The organism is Wolbachia endosymbiont (group A) of Apotomis capreana (assembly GCF_964027025.1).
GTDB lineage: Bacteria > Pseudomonadota > Alphaproteobacteria > Rickettsiales > Anaplasmataceae > Wolbachia > Wolbachia pipientis.
This window is the reverse complement of the sequence record NZ_OZ034721.1, coordinates 282611-301822: the sequence shown is the minus strand read 5'-3', so window position 1 is coordinate 301822 and position 19212 is coordinate 282611. Positions and strand designations below refer to the sequence as shown.

Annotated in this window: 14 protein-coding genes and 2 pseudogenes; 10 read left to right on the top strand and 6 right to left on the bottom strand. The window is 35.3% G+C overall.

The genetic code is table 11. The features are described 5' to 3' along the window. Positions 1 to 21: 21 nt before the first annotated feature. Entirely contained in the window at positions 22 to 1404 is a 1383-nt protein-coding gene (dnaA, locus tag AAGD50_RS01490; RefSeq protein ID WP_264723771.1) for a chromosomal replication initiator protein DnaA, read from the bottom strand. Between the two features lie 326 nt (positions 1405 to 1730). On the opposite strand from dnaA, the gene AAGD50_RS01485 reads away from it, so the two are divergent. Continuing rightward, positions 1731 to 2468, top strand: a complete 738-nt coding sequence (locus AAGD50_RS01485) for a glutamine synthetase (RefSeq protein WP_264723772.1) — start codon at positions 1731 to 1733, stop codon at positions 2466 to 2468. A 3-nt stretch (positions 2469 to 2471) separates the two neighbouring features. Here the strand turns inward: AAGD50_RS01485 and AAGD50_RS01480 are convergent, their stop codons facing one another. Continuing rightward, the gene (locus AAGD50_RS01480; protein ID WP_264723773.1) at positions 2472 to 3203 is read right to left on the bottom strand and encodes a hypothetical protein; all 732 of its coding nucleotides are present in this window, start codon (positions 3201 to 3203) and stop codon (positions 2472 to 2474) included. Between the two features lie 175 nt (positions 3204 to 3378). On the opposite strand from AAGD50_RS01480, the gene AAGD50_RS01475 reads away from it, so the two are divergent. The 5 genes from AAGD50_RS01475 to ubiA all read left to right on the top strand — a co-directional run bounded on the left by AAGD50_RS01475 (position 3379) and on the right by ubiA (position 11707). Continuing rightward, on the top strand, positions 3379 to 6453 hold the full coding sequence (locus tag AAGD50_RS01475; RefSeq protein WP_264723774.1) for an efflux RND transporter permease subunit: 3075 nt from the start codon (positions 3379 to 3381) through the stop codon (positions 6451 to 6453). 88 nt (positions 6454 to 6541) lie between these two features. Then, positions 6542 to 8104, top strand: a complete 1563-nt coding sequence (gene nusA / locus AAGD50_RS01470) for a transcription termination factor NusA (RefSeq protein ID WP_015589511.1) — start codon at positions 6542 to 6544, stop codon at positions 8102 to 8104. Positions 8105 to 8113: 9 nt separating this feature from the next. Then, positions 8114 to 10438, top strand: a complete 2325-nt coding sequence (gene infB / locus AAGD50_RS01465; RefSeq protein ID WP_265040993.1) for a translation initiation factor IF-2 — start codon at positions 8114 to 8116, stop codon at positions 10436 to 10438. A gap of 9 nt (positions 10439 to 10447) precedes the next feature. Next, on the top strand, positions 10448 to 10846 hold the full coding sequence (locus AAGD50_RS01460) for a ribosome-binding factor A (protein WP_006279769.1): 399 nt from the start codon (positions 10448 to 10450) through the stop codon (positions 10844 to 10846). A gap of 3 nt (positions 10847 to 10849) precedes the next feature. Next, a complete protein-coding gene (gene ubiA, locus AAGD50_RS01455) occupies positions 10850 to 11707 on the top strand; it encodes a 4-hydroxybenzoate octaprenyltransferase (protein WP_264723776.1) in 858 nt (285 codons plus the stop codon). Positions 11708 to 12629: 922 nt separating this feature from the next. Here ubiA and AAGD50_RS01450 read toward each other — a convergent pair. The 3 genes from AAGD50_RS01450 to AAGD50_RS01440 form a co-directional block, all read right to left on the bottom strand. Continuing rightward, positions 12630 to 14108: a UbiD family decarboxylase gene (locus tag AAGD50_RS01450; protein WP_264329614.1), complete on the bottom strand. Its 1479-nt coding sequence runs from the start codon at positions 14106 to 14108 to the stop codon at positions 12630 to 12632. Positions 14109 to 14195: 87 nt separating this feature from the next. Further along, the gene (locus tag AAGD50_RS01445) at positions 14196 to 15275 is read right to left on the bottom strand and encodes a Fic family protein (protein ID WP_265040996.1); all 1080 of its coding nucleotides are present in this window, start codon (positions 15273 to 15275) and stop codon (positions 14196 to 14198) included. A gap of 10 nt (positions 15276 to 15285) precedes the next feature. After that, the gene (locus AAGD50_RS01440) at positions 15286 to 15438 is read right to left on the bottom strand and encodes a hypothetical protein (RefSeq protein WP_007548541.1); all 153 of its coding nucleotides are present in this window, start codon (positions 15436 to 15438) and stop codon (positions 15286 to 15288) included. Between the two features lie 325 nt (positions 15439 to 15763). On the opposite strand from AAGD50_RS01440, the gene AAGD50_RS01435 reads away from it, so the two are divergent. From AAGD50_RS01435 to AAGD50_RS01420, 4 genes and pseudogenes are all read left to right on the top strand, one after another. After that, positions 15764 to 16522, top strand: a complete 759-nt coding sequence (locus tag AAGD50_RS01435; protein WP_174515720.1) for a DsbA family protein — start codon at positions 15764 to 15766, stop codon at positions 16520 to 16522. A gap of 190 nt (positions 16523 to 16712) precedes the next feature. Then, positions 16713 to 16901 (top strand): annotated as a pseudogene (locus AAGD50_RS01430) (DUF2460 domain-containing protein); the annotation flags it as partial. 51 nt (positions 16902 to 16952) lie between these two features. Further along, positions 16953 to 17715 (top strand): annotated as a pseudogene (locus AAGD50_RS01425) (IS5 family transposase). Between the two features lie 22 nt (positions 17716 to 17737). After that, on the top strand, positions 17738 to 18148 hold the full coding sequence (locus tag AAGD50_RS01420; protein WP_285534682.1) for a TIGR02217 family protein: 411 nt from the start codon (positions 17738 to 17740) through the stop codon (positions 18146 to 18148). A gap of 130 nt (positions 18149 to 18278) precedes the next feature. On the opposite strand, the gene AAGD50_RS01415 is transcribed toward AAGD50_RS01420, so the two are convergent. After that, positions 18279 to 19067, bottom strand: a complete 789-nt coding sequence (locus tag AAGD50_RS01415) for a hypothetical protein (RefSeq protein ID WP_264723779.1) — start codon at positions 19065 to 19067, stop codon at positions 18279 to 18281. Between the last annotated feature and the right edge of the window lie 145 nt (positions 19068 to 19212).

Genomic DNA, 19212 nt, shown 5'->3' with positions numbered 1-19212 from the left:
TTATTAGCTATTTTAAAAACGCTACTTAAACATTTTTTTTAATCGATTGATTTCATCAGCAAATTTTGAGTCGGTCTTTATAAAATTTTCTACTTGTTTTACTGCATGTATAACAGTAGCATGGTCTCTGCCACCAAAGTTTCTCCCAATATCTGGTAGGCTTTTTTGCGTAAATTTTTTGGCAAAATACATAGCTATTTGTCTTGGCCTTGCAAGACTGCGAAGCCTTCTATTGGATTGCATATCTGCAACCTTTATATTGAAAAATTCAGCTACTTTCTTTTGTATTTCTTCTATTGTGACTGACCTATGATTTGACCTAAGAAGATCGATTAGGGTTTCACTAGCTGATTCTACCGTCATACTTCTTCCAACTAATGAGGTATGGGTAACCTTATTTAATGCTCCTTCTAATTCTCTTATATTAGATTTTATGTTCCTTGCTAAAAACTCTAGGACATCTTTCGGAACATACATATTCATCTGCTCCACTTTTGCCTGCAATATACCAAGCCTTAATTCAAAAGTTGTTTCATTAATATCTGCCACCAACCCCCAACCGAGTCGTGATTTTATTCTTTCTTCCACTCCATCAAGATCACTAGGAGACCTATCAGCTGATATAACCAATTGTTTATTTTGGTCTATCAATGCATTGAAAGTGTGAAAAAATTCTTCTTGTGTACTATCTTTACCACTGATAAATTGCACATCATCTACCATCAATACATCTACTGATCTAAATTGCTCTTTAAATAACATAATATCTTTGCTTCGCAGCGCTGTAATATATTGGTACATGAATTTCTCTGCTGATAAATACACCACTTTTCTTTTTGCTGATGGGGAATTGACTATGTGCCAAGCTATAGCATGCATTAGATGTGTTTTACCAAGTCCCACTCCACCATATAGAAACAAAGGATTGCTGCCTAATATTGGATCTATAGATTCTGCCACACGCTTTGCCGCCGTAAATGCTAATTCATTTGGCTTTCCCACTACAAAATTATCAAAGGTGAACCTTGGATCCAGCGGCGAACCAAGATTATGATTACTTTCCTCTCTGTTTTTTAGTATAACATTAAAATTTGAATTCCTCTCCTCAATTACTTGAATATCAATAGAACGTATACTTTTATCTTCGCTTTGCCATAATGATAATATTTTTTTCATGTAATGAACTGTAATCCACTCTTTTATAAACCTTGTTGACACGGATAAAAGAACTTCCCCATTTCTGCTACTGACAAATTTTAGTGAACTCAGCCAGCTATTATATGTTGCTTCTCCATAAAGATTATAAAGACAATTTTGGATTTTTTCCCAAGTAACATTGTGATCCGTTACTGTAATAATCTGATCAAAAAACATAGTAGAAACCTTAGAGCTAGTTAAGTTCATATACCACACCAAGAAAAAAGCAATAATTAGAAAAATATAAGATAATCAATAGCTTACTGCAAAATGAAAAGCTAATACTACTTAATACATACTAAAAATTATGGTGATTTTTTGATGGGTTGTAAAGGGTATAAAAACATTAAAATTGATCATTTTTATTTCAAAAAAATGAAAAATTTGTAAATGTCGCTTGTATCGAGGATTAGAAGCATGCTATTAAAAACAGTAATACATTATGTATAAATAAGATGTTAAATTTACTGGCAAATAAGTAAAGTATTCATATAAATATAGCTAACCTAATATAGATTTACTGAAGCAAATTTATGATTATATTAAGTAATTTGAGTTGTTATGCTGTATTCGGTATTGAACTAGAGTTTTACATTGAAGGAATAGAAAAAGAATACTTATTTCTGAATAGCATCAAAAATAAAATAGCATCTCTTGAATTTTCTTGCAAGAAGGAGAATTCTACACATCAGTATGAGATAAAAAGTGGTTGTTATACGAACTCCTACAATTTAATTAAGCATTTTGAGTTAGCAAAACAATCACTTACTGAAACAGCACAAAAACTAGGTGGGAATGTTTCTTTTAAAGCAAAGCCTTATTTGGATAGAGCAGGCAGTGCATTAAATGTGCATGTTAATCTCGTGAATTCAAATAACGGTAACTTATTTTATATCAATGAGCAAAAGTACAGTGACTATCTGATTCATAGTATTGGTGGATTATGTGCAATGATGAAAAAACATATGTTGTTTTTTGCTCCAAATGATGATTCATATTTAAGATTTCAGTATCCGGATATTCACACTCCAACTACGATTAGTTGGGGAGTAAATAACAGAACTGCTGCGATAAGAATTCCCTATTTTGGCAACGATTTCAAAAGATGCCGCCTAGAGCACCGCGTTCCCGGAGCAGATTGTGACCTTGAAAAAGTACTCACAGCAATAATTGAAGGTATGGTTTTTGGTATAGAGAACAAAATTGCTCCGCCAAATAGGGTCTACGGCATTGCATCTGATCCTCAATATGAGATGGAGAGGTTAATATAACAACTATCTATCAAATCCTAATCCGTTAAACCCCTTTTGGGTAATTGGCTGTTTTAGCATTTTTTTTACATCATTATCTACATTTTTGCACTGTAATAGCAAGTCTAAAGCAGATAGTTTCTGCGTGCTTTTAGATTCAAGCTCTAGATTGCTTAACACTTGCCCAGGAAGTGGATTACCAGGCACATCCATGTGCTCAGGAAGAGGTTTCATCTGATTCTTTATAGAGCTAGAGTTATTTTGTGTAAGAGTTTTATCATTTAGCATGCTAAGAATAATTTCCTCAGGCACTACCATAGTTTTTGTATAATCAACAGGATTACTATTTTCAGCATCTATAGTCACATGAATTGGTTCGCCAAACGCATTTATAGGACCACCAAGTGATCCTTTCTCCATGCGTTCTTGTGCTCTTTTCCTTATTATTTCTTCTTCTAGCTCAGTTTCAGTTCTTTTTGGTTCTTTTACGGTATCTTTTTCTTCACCTTCATCAACACTGCTATACCCTTCATCTTCTGAAACTTTATCTCCTGAAACACGAGTAATTTCAGCTTTAGTTCTTATTTTATGAACCAGCGAAAGTAATAAGTAAGTAACTGCAGCGGCAGAAACGATAATGGCTATCTTTGCGGCAATGTGGATTGCTGTTAAAAATATTAAAGCTGATAAAGCTCCAGCTAATCCAGACACAATAACTTTATTTTTGCCCTTTGTTACATTTAGAATTGCCACCATAATAACCTCTCAAATACTGTTCTAGAATTATTATACAGGAATTTTCTTATACTTGCAATTTTGCGAAAATTTTAATTATTTGCGTAAAGTTTTAAAGCTACACAAGGATTAATTAATATGCAATGTATCTCGACTATAATATTGTACAAACACACATATTCAGCTAACATTCAACATGCAGAGCTTACTCATAGAGCGAAACAGGGCGGTGGTATTATTACTTATAGTAATTTTTATCTTCGGTTCATACGTTTATGTAAAAATGCCAAGGGAAAGCAATCCTGATATACAGATTCCTATAATCAGCGTGTTTGTTGGACTTCCTGGGATTTCTGCTCAAGATAGTGAAAAGCTATTAGTGCTTCCTATAGAAAATGAACTAAGATCCATCGAAGGTGTAAGAGAATTGAGAGCTTTTGCAACTAATGATGGTGCTCACATGATACTCGAATTTGGAACAGAGTATGATAATAAAGAAGTGCTCGATAATGTTCGTTCAAAGCTTTCAAACATAAAATCGAAGTTACCTGTTGAAGCGGAATCTCCGATAATCAATGAAATAAACTTGAGCTTATTTCCGATACTCAATGTCGGCTTAATTGGTAATTTGCCAGAAAGAGCCTTAACTGAAATAGCACGCAAGCTAAAGAAAGAAATAGAATCTCTGCCAAATGTTCTCAAAGTTGAAGTGGCAGGTATGCGTAAAGAAACAGTGGAAGTGATAGTTGAGCCCACAGTTCTAACAAAATATAACATTCAATCAAACGAAATATTCCAAGCTATATCAAGCAATAACAGACTAGTGGAAGCTGGGTCACTGGAAAATGATACCGGTAAATATTCGATTAAAATATCAGGGTTATTAAAAGATATAGAAGATATTATGAATATTCCTATTAGATCTCAAGGCGATGCAGTTTTGAGAATCAAAGATATAGCAAAAGTATACCCTAGGTTTGAGGATCACCAAGGATTTGCTCGCATTAATGGATTACCTAGTGTCGTGCTAGAAATTTCAAAACGTAACGGAAAAAACATAATAGACACAGTAAATCAAGTAAAATACTTAATGGATAAGGCAAAAGATCAATTACCTGAAAATTTAAAAGTGGTGTACTTAAACGACCAGTCAAAAAACGTCCGCGATGTGCTTGATGACTTGGAAAACGGCATAATATTTGCTGTGTTGTTAATATTGATCATAATGATGCTTTCTATGGGAACAAGGATTGCTATTCTTGTGGCACTCTCGATACCCGGTTCCTTTCTCATTGGGATAATAGCTCTTTACTTTATGGGTATAACCTTAAATATCGTTGTGCTCTTCAGTTTAATTATGGCTGTTGGCATGCTGGTTGATGATGCAATTGTGATCAGCGAATATGCCGATAGAAAGATGATCTGCGGAATGGACAAAGTAGAAGCTTTTTACACTTCAGTTCGTGATATGTTTTATCCGGTTCTATCATCAACGTTAACTAAATTAGCAGTGTTTTTTCCTCTATTATTCTGGCCTGATACTGTTGGTAAATTCATGCAGTACATACCAATTACAATAATTCTAACTTTGACTGGATCGCTCATTATGGCTTTGGTTTTTATACCAACACTTGGTGCAATATTTGGTAAGCCTTCGATAACTTCAAAAAAAGAAATAAAAAAAATGAGTGCTATAGAAAGTGGTGAAATAAAAAATGCTGGGCCTATAATAAGAGCTTACGTACGCATGCTAGAGAAGGTTTTGGATCATCCTAAAAAATTCGTATGTGCTACTGTATTCGTTTTGTTTTCATTTAGTGTGCTGTACTTTACTTTTGCTCCTGGAGTAAAGTTTTTTCCGAAAGTGGATTCAGATAATATTTTAATCAGTGTTAAAGCAAAAGAAAGCTTATCAGCCAAAGAACGAGATCTGATACTCAAAGAAGTGGAAGAACGCATTTTGAGCATTGAAAAAGAAATTCATGTTTCTTATGCTAGATCAGGAGCATTTTCAGACAACGTTATCGCCAGAATACAACTAGAACTTATGGATTGGCGCTTCAGGCGCAAAGCTAAGCACATACTAAATGATATAAGGAGCAGTGTGCAAGACATGAAAGGAATAATAATTAATGTTCAAGAGGAAAAGCCAGGACCGTCGGCTGACAAGCCAATACAAATTAACCTCAGCGGGAGTGTATCCAGTTTGAATTTAGCAGCAGAGAAAATTCTAGAAATTATGAACCAACCTTCATCCGGGTTTATAAATATTCAAGATAGCAGATCAGCACCTGAAATAGAGTGGAATATGAGCGTTGATAAGAGTAAGGCTACAAGTTCTGGAGTAAGTGTTGCAACCATTGGCGATTTTATAAAGATGGTTACAAATGGAGTGTTGATTGGAAAATATAGACCAAATAACACGGATGAAGAAATCGATATTGTACTCCGTTTCCCCAGAAGAGACCGCAACATGAAGACTATAGACAATCTTTTTATCAATACAGTTAATGGCCCGTATCCTATGAGCAACATAGTAAAATATGCCCCCGAAAAAAAGGTAAACAAACTAAGTAGGATTGATGGATCACGCACAGTGACAATCTCTGCTGACCTGGATACTGGCTATCTTGTTGATGAAAGAGTAAAGTTCATTCAGAATTCTATTGCCCAGGATTGGGACAAGGGAGTAAAAATTGATTTTAAAGGCGACAAAGAAGATCAACAAAAATCAGGAGCATTTTTGTTAAAGGCTTTTATATTAGCGATTACACTAATGATATTGGTATTAGTGACACAGTTTAATAATGTATACCATACATTTATCGTAATGACAGCAGTGTTTTTATCCACAACATGTGTGTTTTTTGTTTTCTTTCTTATCCAACAAGTTTTCGTAGTTGTTATGTGTGGAGTGGGGATAATTGCTTTGGCGGGAATTATAGTGAATAATAACATACTATTACTTGATGCCTTTCATCACCAAATTAAGGTACACAAAAATGACATCAAGCGATGTGTAATAAACGCTGCAATTTCTCGCGTTAGGCCAATATTGCTTACCGTTGCAACCACAGTTCTTGGTTTAATACCGATGATTACCAGGTTAAATATCAATTTTTTTACGCTACAAATCACATATGATGCTCCATCAAGCCAGTGGTGGGTTGACATTTCAACAACCATAGCAAGTGGAATATTGGCTGCAACGGTTTTAACTTTATTCTTTACTCCTGCGTTGCTTGTTATACAAAGACATGAAAAAACTTGACTTAAATTAGCAATCATTTAACATTTAAGATAGTGTTCTTTGCCCGTTGGAGCTATAATTATAACTAATTACATTGGATTTATTTATTATGATTGCTAATCGTAAAAGCAGTGTTAAGCAGAAAAGTAACAAGAATAACATAGTTGGAAGCCTTGATGTAATAAAAACAGCAGGAGAGCTTTCACTTCAAAAAGGTTTAGATTTTGATGTTGTAATAAAGGCACTAGAAAGTGCTATAGAAGCAGTGGCTCATCAAAAATATGGTAGCAAAAGTAAAATTGTAGTTGATATAGATAGAAACACAGGCAAAGTTACTTCATATAGAAAACTAAAAGTTATTGATGATGAATCAAATGAAAAAGAGAATACCGAGTGTGAATCAATTACGCTTACACAAGCTAAATTAATAAAAGGAGATGCAAAAGTTGGAGATACTGTTAGTGAATTACTCTCTCTTAACACTGATCTTGCTTCAGCAAGAATTGCCCAGCAAAAGATTGCTCAAATAATTAAAGATGAAGAGTCAAAAAAGCAATATGAGGAATTTAAAGATAAGGTGGGAGAAATAAGGTATGGTATTGTTAAACAAGTAGAATATTCAGATCTTATTATAGACATAAATGGCACTAGGGCATATCTTCCATTGCGAAATTTAACTGGTGGTGAATCATTTCGTGAAGGTGATAAGGTTAAAGCTTACATACAGACTGTTAAGCGCTCTGATGATGGACGTCAAATTATTCTTTCTAGGACTCATGAAGGCTTTTTGGAGGCATTATTAAATCAAGAAATACCAGAAATTGCTGACGGATTAGTGACAATTAAAGGTATAGCTAGAGATGCTGGTTCAAGGTCTAAGGTTGCCGTTTTCTCTCCCGACAAGAACATTGATCCAGTAGGTGCTTGTGTTGGAGTTAAGGGAGATAGAATAAAAACTATTATACACGAATTAAATGGTGAAAAAATTGACGTTATAAATTACTCCTCAGATTTGGGTCAATTTGTTATTAAAGCCATTACTCCTGCAGAAGTATCGAAGGTTATTATTGATGAAAATGAAAATTGCATAGAGTTAATAGTTGCTGAAGATCAATTGAGTTTAGCGATAGGAAAAAAGGGCCAGAATGTAAGATTAGCTTCAGAGCTTGTTGGATGGAAAATTGAGATATTAAGCACTCAGCAAGAATCAGAAAGGCGAAGTAAAGAACTTAGTCAATGTTCAGCTTTATTTGCTGAAGCTTTAAACTTAGAAGAGATTATGGGTCAGCTATTGGTAACAGAAGGTTTTTCAAGTGTAGAAGACATATCTAGCGCTTCAATTAAAGAGCTTGCTTCAATAGAGGGCTTTAATGAAGATATTGCAAACGAACTTCATAATAGAGCAAATAAGTACCTGAAAGCAGAAAATGATAGAAAAATAGAAGAGCTAAAAAGTTTAGGTATGGAGGATGATGTAATCAATTTAACTTTATCAATAGACAATAAAATTGCTCTTAGTAAGCATGATATTAAGACTTTAGAGGACATAGCAGATTTATCAAGTTATGAGTTTTGCAGCATACTCTCTTCCTCATCCGATAGCAAAGAAGATCTAAAAGATACAGTAGATTCAATAATCATAGAAGCACGTAAAAAGCTTGGATTAATATAATAAAATAATATGAATAATGAAGATATCAGTGATAAAAAATTAACGCTCCAAGGTTTAAGCAAGCTTAAATTAGACCTCAATTTAAACTCTTCAGCTAGCCCAAGTACTGGAGCTACAGTAGTAAAAAAAAGAAGAAAAAAATCTCATGATGCAGAAGAACATAATTTATTTGACGAGAGTAAATTAGGTTCTTTAACAGAGAAAGAACAAATTTTTCGCATTAATGCTGTGCAGAATGCTGCTTTGCTGAAAGAAAGAAATCAGAGAGAAGAAAAAGAGAAAACAGCAAAAGAAGACAGCAATAAAGAGATTGACGAGAAAAATGAAGCGGACGCTTTATCTAAGGAAATAAATAAGCAAGTTTTAAGTAATACCCACTTAGTTGAACCAAAAGAAGATAGTATTGACCATGAGGACAACGATAAAAAGTCTTTTAAAGTCAACAAAGATATATATTCTAAGCATTCTAAACTGGTAATTGCACAGGCAATAGATGAAAAAACTGAACAACCCCCTGTATTTAAGCAAAGGTTTGGTATAAGAGGTAGAAAGTCAAAGTTTACTAAGGGTAAAAATATATCAAGAGAAGTTATTATACCAGACAAAATAACTATCAGGGAGTTATCTATTCGCATGGCAGAAGATAGCAAGAGTGTGCTAAAAATGTTCAAAGAAGAAGTCGGTGAGAGTTATAGAGTAGATGATCTGGTGGATCCAGATATAGCATGTGAAATAGTGGAAAAATTTAATCATACGGCTAAACGAGTGAGCGATACCAACAGAGAAAAAGATTTATTTTTTATAGAAGGCAGAGAAAGCCTGCCTAAAAAACCTAAACCACCAATCGTCACTTTTATGGGACACGTCGATCATGGTAAAACCTCATTGCTCGATGCATTTCGTGAATCTAATGTTGCAGAAAGAGAGTCAGGTGGCATAACTCAACACATAGGTGCTTATCAAATAACGACAAAAGATAAGCAAAAAATTACCTTTATTGATACACCAGGACATGAAGCGTTCACTGCGATGCGTGCACGTGGTGCCAATATTACTAATATAGTTGTAATAGTAGTTGCAGCTGACGATGGAATCATGAAACAAACAGTTGAAGCAATAAATCATGCAAAAGCAGCAAATGTTTCCATTATAGTTGCTATTAATAAAATTGATAAATCTGAGCCTGGTGATGTAGAAAAAATAATTAATAGTTTGCCTCAATATGATCTCATCCCTGAAGGGCTTGGTGGTGATGTTATGATTGTGCCAGTATCAGCAAAAAAGAAAACTAATTTAGATAAACTAGAAGAGACGATTTTGTTAATCGCTGAATTAATGAAGCTAGAAGCAATAGAAGATTGTCGAGCACTTGGATGGGTAATAGAATCCAAAATAGATAAAGCGAAAGGAATATCAGCTACATTGATAGTTGAGGAAGGAACGTTAAAGGTTGGTGATATATTGGTAGTTGGTACAACATACAGTAAAGTACGTAGTATGGTTAATCACCTTGGTCAAAGAGAAAAAGCAGCACTACCCTCTGCTCCAATTGAAATTACTGGTCTAAATGGTGTACCAAATGCTGGAGATAAATTTGTTGTTGTAAATTCTGAAAAGCAGGCACGTGAAATTATTGAACATAGGTTAGAGTTAATCAAGAAAAAAGAAGAAAATTTAGATGAGGATGATTTAGATATATTCAGCCGTAATAACAGTGAAATAGAAGAACTATCTGTAGTTTTAAAGTGCGATGTAACTGGTTCTATTGAAGCAATATCAAGTTCAATTGATAAACTCGGTAAAGATCAAGTGAAATTAAATATCCTACACAAAGCAGTAGGAGGGATAACAGATTCAGATGTGCTGCTTGCAGAAGCATCAAGTGCAGTAATTTTAGCTTTTAATGTAAAAGTGGACTCAAAAATAAGGGACTTGGCAAAACAAAAAGGTATAGAAATACATACTTATAACATAATATACGAGCTCATTGACGACATGAGAATGTATTTAACTAAAATGTTAAGGCCTGTTACACGAGAGGTTCGTGTTGGCTTTGCATCTGTGAGGCAAATATTTAACGTATCTAAAGCTGGTAATATCATTGGATGTTACGTAAGTGATGGAGTCATAAGAAAAGATTCTTTAATTAAGGTAATGCGTGGTGGCAAATTGGTGCATGAAGGAAAGTTAAAAGCACTACGTAGATTTAAAGATGATGTTAAAGAAGTAGGTGTAAACTTTGAATGCGGAGTATCACTAGAGGGTAATGTCGATATTAAAGTTGGAGATATTTTGGAAGCTTATCAATTAGTGCAAGAAGAAAGGGTGTTATAGTAGCTGGATATGAAAAAGGAAATTAGAAACCTAAAGATAGCATCGGTATTGCATAGAGCAATATCAAGAGTTCTAATGGAAGGTAAGGTGTTCAATAAAAATGTAGCGGTATCTGACGTAAAATTAAGTAAAGATTTGAAAAAAGCAGATGTATATATTGTGTTATCTTCATTGAATATTCAAGTAGCTGACTACTTAGATCCAGAAAAAAGACGCACTGGAGATCCTTCTGAGAATAATTGTGATATTAATACTGTTGTTAATGAAATGAACCAATCTGCATGGTCAATACGTAAATCTATATTGTGTTATGTTGATTTGCGATTTATACCTGAACTAGTTTTCAAGCCTGACTTAGCGTTCGATAATTTTGTTAATGTAAGCAAAATATTACATAATCACACTTAATTAATGCATTTCAATCGTTACTTTTCATTAATGAGGTTGCACAGTTTAACAGGTTTGTGGCTTGTGCTATTTCCCAGTTTGAGCGGTATTCTTTTAGCCTCAACTTCTCTATCGTATCAGGCTCTTTTTCTCCTTGTTTTGTTTACTATAGGTGCATTTTTAATGAGACCTGCAGGGTGCATAATCAATGACATTTTCGATAGAAAAATAGATGCGCACGTTGAACGAACAAAATATAGGCCACTTGCAAGTGGTGCATTAAACATAAAGCAGGCTTTGGCTTTACTTTCACTGTTACTGTCTATTGCCCTGGTAATCTTATTATTAACTAATAAAACTACACTTATACTTGGAATAATCTCAATGTGTATGATAGCTACTTACCCTTTATTAAAGCGGTATGTTTGGTGGCCACAATTGTTCTTAGGGTTTACCTTCAATATGGGATCGCTCATGGGCTCAGCAGCAATAACAAACCAGATCAGTATAGAATCCTTGCTGTTTTATATAGGATGCGTCTTTTGGACACTTAGCTATGACACCATATACGCCCATCAAGATAAAAAAGATGATGAAAAACTCGGGATGAAATCTACCGCATTATATTTTGGTGATACAACAAAATCTTGGTTGAAAAGATTTTATTTAATATCTCTTATGACGTGGCTATATGCTGGTATCTTATCATCATTAAATAACATCTTTTATATTGCTCTATTTGCCGTAGGGTTCATATTTCACCGCCAACACAAAAATTTCAATCCTGACGATCCCAGTCAATGCATGTCCATATTTAAAAATAACTCCTACGTAGGGTTGCTGCTCTTTTTCGGCATTCTTTTAGATAGAATTATCACCTAGGTCTCAAGAGTTTCGGCTCTAATGAAATCAATAGACTCAGGTAGCCCGCAGAAACAAAAAAACTTGCTTGACAAACTCCGCCAGCCCTCTTATCATGAAACTGAAGCTATTGTATTTGCTTTCGCCAATCTGCAGATTAAAAGGTAAGGATTACTTAATGTATCGGCGTCTTATGTTCAATTTTTTGCAGTATATAGATACTGTATGTCTTTACAAAACTTCATCTACATCTAGATTTTTATCTAAATAAGCTGAACGCGCTTATAAAGCGTTACAAGACATCAAAAAATGCCAATACTCGACAGAGATAGTAAAAGACTAGCTAACTCGGGGATTCTTTGTCTTTTTTTCTGCTTAGTAAATTTCTTAAACATTTGCAGCGTAAGTTAGTTGCAATTAAAAGCGGCTGAATCTCGCTTGTCAAGCGTTTAAAACATAAAAAACGCCAATATTTTAAAGCGGATAATAACCCCAGGGCTTCTTTTGCCTTTTTTTTCGTTTGGTAAATTTCTTAATATTTATAGCTAAACAACAACCGTCATCCCGCTACGTGTTAGCGGCTAAGAGATACCGCGGCGGTATGACGGTTTGCGGCGGCATGACCTCGTCATTCCCCTACGTGTTAGCGGGATCTAGAGATACCGTGACGGTATGACGGTTCGCGCGGTGGCATGACCTCGTCATCCCGCTACGTGTTAGTGGGATCTCTTGTTAGCGGATGAGATACCGCGAATGAATCGCGGTATGACGGTTCGCGGCAGGATGACGATAAGCTCGTCATCCCACTACTTGTTAGCGGCTAAGAGATACCGCGGCGGTATAGCTATAGGATGACAAAAAAAAGGGCACTGTGACGCACAATTATCAGTTAATGCGGCATTATAAAAAACGCCAAACTTTTTTCTGCTTTTATGCAAGAAGTCTAGTCCATATATTCCTCCCACTTCTCCGCGACTTTCCTTACTATTTCCTCACTCATCTCAATTTTCTTTCCCCACTCTCGTTTGGTTTCAGGCGGGATTTTATTTGTCGCATCAAATCCCATTTTACCTCCAAGTCCACTTTCAGGGGAAGCAAAGTCTAAATAATCAATAGGTACACTTTCTATCATGATTGTATCACGCACAGGGTCCATCCTCGTTGACATTGCCCACATTACTTCCTTCCAATCACGTACATTTATATCATTATCAACAACGATAATAAACTTCGTGTATAAAAACTGCTTTAGAAAAGAAAGTATGCCCATAACAATTCTTTTTGCCTGCCCTGGATAGGATTTTTTTATCGACACTATCGCTATTCTATATGAGCAACCTTCCGGTGGCAGATAAAAGTCCACTATCTCTGGAAATTGATTGATAAGAATGGGCACAAAAATTTCATTGAGTGCTTCACCAAGAATCGATGGTTCATCAGGTGGCTTGCCAGTGAAAGTGCTAAGATATATCGGGTTTTTACGCATAGTAATTGCAGTAATATTAAATTCTGGAAATTGCTCAACAGAATTATAGTAGCCAGTGTGGTCTCCATATGGTCCCTCATCTTGATATCTATCCAAACTCACATAGCCTTCCAGAACGATTTCCGCGTGAGCTGGCACTTGAAGTGGAATAGTCTTACAATTTACAAGTTCAAGCGGCTTCTTTCGCAGCAGTCCAGCAAATTGGTATTCTGACAATGTTTCTGGCACTGGAGTTACCGCAGCAATAATCGTTGCAGGATCACTACCGATCACAGCAGCAGCAGGAAATTTCATATTTCTGCCTTCTTCCTTCCAACGCTTATGGTGAGTTGCGCCACCCCTGTGTGCAAGCCAACGCATTAGTGTTGTTTTTTTATCTATAACCTGCATACGATATATTCCAAGATTAAAATTATCTTGCTTTTCTTTCGTGGGTCCTTTCGTTACCACAATTGGCCAGGTGATAAGTGGTGCAGGTTCATTTGGCCAGCATGTTTGAATGGGCAGTAGACTTAGGTCCACTTCATCTCCGGTTAGCACTACCTCTTGACATGGAGCCTTGCTCACGACTTTACTTCGCATCGATAACACGACTTTCAACAAAGGAAACATTTTTATAGCATCCTTAAAGTTTTTTGGCGGCTCAGGTGATTGCAAAAATGCTAAAAGTTTACCAAGATCTCTTAGTTCATCAGGGTTTATGTTCAACCCCAATGCAATCCTCTTAATAGTACCAAATAAATTCACCAAAACTGGAATCGAATTTTTGCCATTTTCTGTGATAACATTTTCAAAAATGATCGCTGGCCCTTTGCTTGACAAAACTCTGCGATGAATTTCTGTCATTTCAAGAACTGTTGAAACTTCCTCCTTAATCCTAATCAGATCTTTTTTTTCTTCTAAGGCTTTGATGAAGTCACGTAAGTTGTTGTACATATTCCAGTTTTTAAAATTTTAAGTTTATATCTAGTTTTCAAGCACTTTATTGAAATTTGATCTATGCACTGTCTAGCGAGCTTTCAGTTAATTTGAGATCAAATCTTCATATTGCTTACTAAGTTTGTATTTCCTTCCTCTATTGGAAAAATCTACAATCTTGATAAACCCCATTTCCACCCACTTTTTACAAAGTTGCGCACTGGTACGAGGCTTAAAATTAAATAGTTCGCCAACCTGACTAGCTGTAATAGCGGAAAACTCCTGGAAGAGCTCAAGAGCCCTACGCTGTTTAGGATCAAGCTTACGTATAAGATCAGTCTGATCAGCGTGGTATTCTTCTTTATTTATACGTTGTAAAACGTTCTCAAATGAATTTGCCATACCTTCTACGAAATACTCCACCCACTTAGTAATATCTGCTTCAGCTCGTCCCATGTAATAGTTGTGCGATGGACCTATACTGATTGCTTCATAATACGCTCCTAGATTCTTAGCATAATATTCTTCCAATGAATAAAGTCCTTTTAGGTCATACCCACCAAGGTGTAAAATTAATGTAGTCAACAATCTTGCAGTACGACCATTACCGTCATAGTAAGGGTGAATTGTTACAAATTGATAATGCGCAATACCTGCAATAATTGGGCAAGGCACTTGCTCACTGTTACGAATCCAATCAATCATACTGCTCATGAGCTTTGGTACATCCTTTGCTTCAGGTGGCATATAAATTATTGCACGTGTAAGACTATCGCGGATAACATTTTGACCATCACGATAAGGTGTTGATTTTATTTTAGATTTTCCACTTGCCATTACTAGAGCATGCAGTGTTTGAATAGCTTTCTCAGTAATAGGCACTTCCCTTGCTGCCCATTGTTCAACTTGAGTTAAAGCTGCATAATATCCTTTAACCTCATTTTCATCTCTCCTATATTTTGGAAAGTGGCTTTTACCACTTAAAACCTCTTCAATCTGTTTAGGTTCAAGTCGATTTCCTTCAATCATAGTAGAATAGTGTGTGGTATAAAGCCGTGCAGTTTCACGAAGAGACAAAAGCATTGATACAGTGAGCGGCAAATGTAACACTTTTTCTTTTGCTGCTTCAATCCTTATAAGACAACTAGCAATTTTAGAAGTAATCGTATAATTCGGCATCGGCATAATATCTGCATTACATTACTTCTATATTATGCTGATAAAATGCAGATAATACAACATTTACACGACGCCGACCATAAACAGCAATAAATTCGGCTGATTGAGAAAGAAGTTTGTCTTGTAGAATAGCTATTTCTTTTTCTCTGCCAATTATTGGTTCACTCATATGTTTATTCCGCGGAAAATTATACACAGCGGAATAAAATTATCAACTTTGTTTTACCGCCGTATTTACAGCGTGGCGGTAAAAGATAGAGCATCTCATAATTGGCTATTCTGGAGGTAGTTTTGTCACTTGGATCACCAAGTCTTCTGATGAACTTTGTGGTAATGTGCTTGAGTTTTATTGTGTAAAGTTTGCATTTGAGGCAAAACTGGTTATAAAATACACTTGATACAAATGTTTTTATATATTAACATTAGATGCTTCTTTTAATATACAGATAAATGTGTACTAAAAGTTTTATGTTGTAGGTTTTTAAATAAATTGTATGTCTAGAATATCGTTTTTATTAATTTTAATAATAGCAATAGCAAGCTTGCCGATAATAAACAATTGGCTTTCAAATCGCAGCCAAATGCTAAGCGATGATTATATAGGTGAGAAATTAGATAATTATATAAGCAGAAATTTTGATAAGATCGTAAAAACTCTCAAAGAGGAGTCGATTAAAAGTAGTTATGCTGCTCGAGATAATGTAACCAAAAGTAAAATTTCACAATACAAGGATCAAATATTTGACCTTACTTATCCTTACTCCGGAAATGAAAATAGTAGTGTTATAGCTGTAGGCTTCCTTGACTATTCTTGTGGACATTGCAAAGCTATAAAGAATGATATAAAGCAGTTAATTAACGACGGCAAAATTAAGTATATCTTTAGGGATGCTCCAATACTTGGTAACGCTTCTTTAAAGGCAGCAAAAAGTGCTTTAGCTGTCTATTTTCTCGATAAAGAAAAATATTTCGATTTTCACCATGCTGCTTTAAGTCACAAAGGAGAATTTTCAGACGAAAGCATATTGGATATAGTGAAAAACATAGGGATTGATGAGGACGATTTTAATGATTCCATAAAAGATAACGCGGACAAAATTGAGCAAATGATAAACAACAGTAGGCTTCTAGTAAGAGATTTGGGAGTAGGTGGTACACCTTTTTTAATAATTGGAGATAGCCTGTTTGTAGGAGCAACTGATTTGAATGTATTACGCAAAAAAGTAGATGAATTAAGTCACAAGCAAGGCTAGTTACAGTTTGCCATAAAATTTTATTTTTTTGCTTGACAACTCAAATGAACCTGAGTATAGTAACTGTGGGTGTGACAGCAGTTTAACTCAGTGGTCTCACCCACTTTCCATAGCGTCATTTGCTATGTAAAACGCTTTCAAATTACAACATTTTCTTCAACTAAACTATTTTACTTTCACAGGAGGACATATGTCATTCACAGAAATTAGATTTCCAGAAAATATATCTTATGGTTCCACTGGAGGACCGGAATTTTCTACTGACGTTGTAACAACTCACAATGGTTGTGAACAGCGCAACATCAATTGGTCTCATGCACGCACTAGATACAACATAGCTTACGGGGTCAGATCAAACGAGCAGCTACTAGGTCTTGTCGACATAAAAAAAATAGTGATATAGAGTACTCTTTATTAATAGGTAAAGAGAATGCTATATGATTTAAAAGATGAGCAATGGGAGAGAATAAAAAACAGTCTGCCAGGTAAGGAAGGAGATAGAGGAAGAAGCGCAAAAGATAACAGGAGATTCGTAGCTGCAATAATGTGGATAGGTAGAACAGGAGCAACATGGAGAGCATTGCCGGCTGAGTATGGAAAATGGTCAAGTGTACATAAACGTTTTATAAGGTGGGCAAAATCTGGTGTTTGGCAGATGATTTTCAACACATTAGCTGTTAATGGAGACACAGAGTGGCTCATGATAGACTCAACAATAATCAGGGCACATCAACATGCTGCTGGTGCAAGAAAAAAATGTGGAAACTGGTAGACAAGAACAAGAGCTGGGACGGTGCAAAGGAGGATTTTCAAGCAAATTACACGCTGCTTGTGATGCTTTGGGCAACCCACTGAGATTCTTTGTTACTGCAGGGCAAAGATCGGATTACGTAAAAGCTTTAGACCTGATAGAAGGCAAGAACATGGAGGCACTTATTGCCGATAAAGGGTATGACGCAAATTATATGATTGAGGCTGCAGAAGCTGTAAATGCTGAGCCAGTAATCCCACCGCGTTCCAACAGAAAAACACCAAGAGAATATGACAAAGAATTGTATAAAGAGAGAAACTTAATCGAAAGGATGTTCAACAAAATCAAGCACTTCCGCAGAGTTGCTACACGCTACGACAAATTGGCCATAGCTTTTCTGTCTTTTGTTCACATTGCTGGCATTTATCTTTGGTTAAAATAAATGTCGACACTGCCTAGAACTAATAACATTTTTTCATGCACGAAAAGGTAAAGCAATAGGGTTTCGTTTTAAGGATTGGTCGGATTTTATAGCCATCAACCAAGAGATTGGTATAGGAGATAACAAAAAAACGACTTTTCAGCTAATCAAAACTTATGTAAGTGGGGAAGATAAGCATATACGTATGATCAAAAAGCCAGTACATGGGACAGTAAAGATTTATTTAAATGGTAAAGAAGAGAGTGAATATTCAGTAAATTATTCAACGGGAGAAATAACATTCATGAAACCGCCAGTAAAAGATGCGATAATCACTGCGAGCTTCGAATTTGATGTGCCCGTACGCTTTGATACAGATTACTTAAACGCTTCGATTGATGACTATGGAAGCAATAGCTGGAATAACATTCCACTAATAGAGGTGAAATTTTAGCTGTAAGCGAGCATAGATCTACATCATAGTAGGGCTACTAGTCTACCATAAATTGAAAAATTAAGCACCACTGAGGCTCTATACCTAAATGAGCCTCAGTATATGCAATTATTTTAAACTTTATCACCAGCTATATACTACAATGTTGCTGAGCTTTGCTAACATTTACACTTGAAGCTTGGGGAGATTCTAACTCAGTGCTTTTTTCTTCCTGCAAAATAGAAAGCTTCAACAATTCCTTTAGAGTTAATTTTTCAAGTGTTGTATCATCTTTGTTTAAGATGTAGTCTAGCATGTTGTTTTTCTGTAAGCGATTAACAAAATATCTATCTTCCTCATTAAGAACCTCTATCTTGTTAATACAAGATAATACTAAATCCGAATTCTTTGTTGCTAAAATTCCATTCAAAAAGATATCTAATTTTGTTTTGTCTTCAGTCAAGTCTCTAGCTAACCTATTTCTGATGTTATCATTATCAAGCACAGTGTACTCGAGGTACGAGCAAGGCTCAATAAGTATAAAGTCCTCTAAAGGTACTAGTTCTAAACAGTTGTCAGCATAAGCAAATATTCCACACTCAGTAATACGCCCTCTTCTTCTCACAACACAGCAATTGAGACGACCATGATACATTGATAACAAAGAAAAAAGACGTATTATACTTGTACCTCTATCTTTCATTTCCTCGAAAAGCTTCCTATCATTTATTAATTTGTGCAAAATGTAATCCATAGCAGGACCTGATTTGCGGAAATGAAACATATTATTCTCTTCAAAAATGGCCTCAGCTAATTCGATAGATTCTTTATCCTCATCTACAAAAGCTTTTTCATTTCTATTTAACTGTATGATCTCAGCTTTGCTATCTCTGCGTAGACCAGTTCTCCTTATTAACATCTCAAATATTTTTGTATTCATATATATCCTATATTAATTAAAGTAAATATTAATAATGTTTACTTTTTAAATAAAAATAAATGAAAATTTTAATAAAAATTAAATTTTTTTTAATAGAATAAAAATCTTTTATATTTGCTTGAGTACCAAAAGGGCTTTATTGGTG

What these genes read in the sequence shown, in the direction of transcription:
- dnaA (WP_264723771.1), bottom strand. Translation starts at nt 1,404, where the DNA reads ATGAACTTAACTAGCTCTAAGGTTTCTACTATGTTTTTTGATCAGATT.
- AAGD50_RS01485 (WP_264723772.1), top strand. Translation starts at nt 1,731, where the DNA reads ATGATTATATTAAGTAATTTGAGTTGTTATGCTGTATTCGGTATTGAA.
- AAGD50_RS01480 (WP_264723773.1), bottom strand. Translation starts at nt 3,203, where the DNA reads ATGGTGGCAATTCTAAATGTAACAAAGGGCAAAAATAAAGTTATTGTG.
- AAGD50_RS01475 (WP_264723774.1), top strand. Translation starts at nt 3,379, where the DNA reads ATGCAGAGCTTACTCATAGAGCGAAACAGGGCGGTGGTATTATTACTT.
- nusA (WP_015589511.1), top strand. Translation starts at nt 6,542, where the DNA reads ATGATTGCTAATCGTAAAAGCAGTGTTAAGCAGAAAAGTAACAAGAAT.
- infB (WP_265040993.1), top strand. Translation starts at nt 8,114, where the DNA reads ATGAATAATGAAGATATCAGTGATAAAAAATTAACGCTCCAAGGTTTA.
- AAGD50_RS01460 (WP_006279769.1), top strand. Translation starts at nt 10,448, where the DNA reads ATGAAAAAGGAAATTAGAAACCTAAAGATAGCATCGGTATTGCATAGA.
- ubiA (WP_264723776.1), top strand. Translation starts at nt 10,850, where the DNA reads ATGCATTTCAATCGTTACTTTTCATTAATGAGGTTGCACAGTTTAACA.
- AAGD50_RS01450 (WP_264329614.1), bottom strand. Translation starts at nt 14,108, where the DNA reads ATGTACAACAACTTACGTGACTTCATCAAAGCCTTAGAAGAAAAAAAA.
- AAGD50_RS01445 (WP_265040996.1), bottom strand. Translation starts at nt 15,275, where the DNA reads ATGCCGATGCCGAATTATACGATTACTTCTAAAATTGCTAGTTGTCTT.
- AAGD50_RS01440 (WP_007548541.1), bottom strand. Translation starts at nt 15,438, where the DNA reads ATGAGTGAACCAATAATTGGCAGAGAAAAAGAAATAGCTATTCTACAA.
- AAGD50_RS01435 (WP_174515720.1), top strand. Translation starts at nt 15,764, where the DNA reads ATGTCTAGAATATCGTTTTTATTAATTTTAATAATAGCAATAGCAAGC.
- AAGD50_RS01415 (WP_264723779.1), bottom strand. Translation starts at nt 19,067, where the DNA reads ATGAATACAAAAATATTTGAGATGTTAATAAGGAGAACTGGTCTACGC.